Annotated in this window: 2 protein-coding genes; both read right to left on the bottom strand. The window is 34.4% G+C overall.

The annotated features are described in order from the left end of the window. Positions 1-149 precede the first annotated feature (149 nt). Positions 150-917: a twin-arginine translocase subunit TatC gene (tatC, locus tag HG1285_RS01005; protein ID WP_008289504.1), complete on the bottom strand. Its 768-nt coding sequence runs from the start codon at positions 915-917 to the stop codon at positions 150-152. Beyond that, entirely contained in the window at positions 892-1,227 is a 336-nt protein-coding gene (gene tatB / locus HG1285_RS01010; protein ID WP_008289503.1) for a Sec-independent protein translocase protein TatB, read from the bottom strand. Before tatB ends, tatC begins: the two co-directional genes overlap by 26 nt. Positions 1,228-1,271: the final 44 nt, after the last annotated feature.

Genomic DNA, 1,271 nt, shown 5'->3' with positions numbered 1-1,271 from the left:
TATAAAAACCACTTTTCCATCACACTGAACCAGAATTCCTATAGGAACTTTTTCAATAAACTGCTGGAATAAATCTTTTTCAATATTCATAACTATTTTCAATTAGTTTTTGAGAAATAAATATACAGCCCAAATAGGAAAAAGGCCAGTTATACCTGATTTTCCTTGCTTCTTTCGCTTCGGGGATAAAGGATTTTTGCCATTATAATAGAAATCTCATAAAACACAATAAGAGGCATTGCAAGGAATACCTGACTGACCACATCAGGAGGAGTTAAAAGTGCTGCAAGGGTAAAAGCAGCAACAACAAAATATGGGCGGAATTTTGATAATGCTTCAGGAGTAACAAGACCGAGTCTTGCAAGTAGCGAGAGGATAACAGGAAGTTCAAAAGTAATACCAAAAGCCAGAATAAGCCGGACTACAAAAGATATATATGAGCTTACAGATATCATTGCTTCAACATCAAGCTGAGTATAACCGAATGTCAGCAAAAACTTAATTGCCAGCGGTAAAACACCAAAATATGCAAATAATGCTCCTGAAATAAAGAAAACCGTTGTAAAAAATACAAATGGAACAACAAGCTTTTTCTCTTCTTCATAAAGGGCAGGTTCAATAAATTTCCATATCTGATAAAAGACAAAAGGAGAAGCAACCACAAAACCAACGAGGAGCGCTATTTTAAAAGCAGTAAAAAATGATTCTGTAGGTGTAAGGGCAACAAGCTTCAGGTCAGGGAAAACCTTTCTAAGAGGTTCCTTAAACAGTTCAAAGAATATATCAACCTTAACAAATACAACTAATGTTGCTATGATAACTGCTACTAAACTTCTAAACAGCCTTATTCTTAGTTCTGCCAGATGTTCTGTAATAGGTGCTTCAAATTCTTCAGGATTCTTTACTTTCTGGCTCATTTATTTCATTCTCCTGTTTTTTCTTGAATGAGATTTTTTCTCCTTTTAGGCTCTCTTTCAGTTTTTCCTTTTTATCTTCTTCAGTTTCAACCTCAACTTCCTCATTTACACTTGGTGGAATATAATGATGGCTATGTTTTGGTTTTTGAGGTTCTTCAACAATTACTTCCTTTACCTCATCAACTGTAGACCTGATTTCCCTATAAAATCTTCCCAGTGTTTTTGCTACTTCTGGAAGTCTTTTAGGTCCCAGAACAAGTAATGCAACAATAAAAATCAATACAAGCTCAGAAAATCCTATACCAAACATGGTTAGTCTCCGTTCTGATAAATAAATTCAATTATATCTTAAAA

It is taken from the genome of Hydrogenivirga sp. 128-5-R1-1, assembly GCF_000171895.1.
Note: the sequence above shows the minus strand (reverse complement) of the source record. Positions and strands in the feature narration are given on the sequence as shown.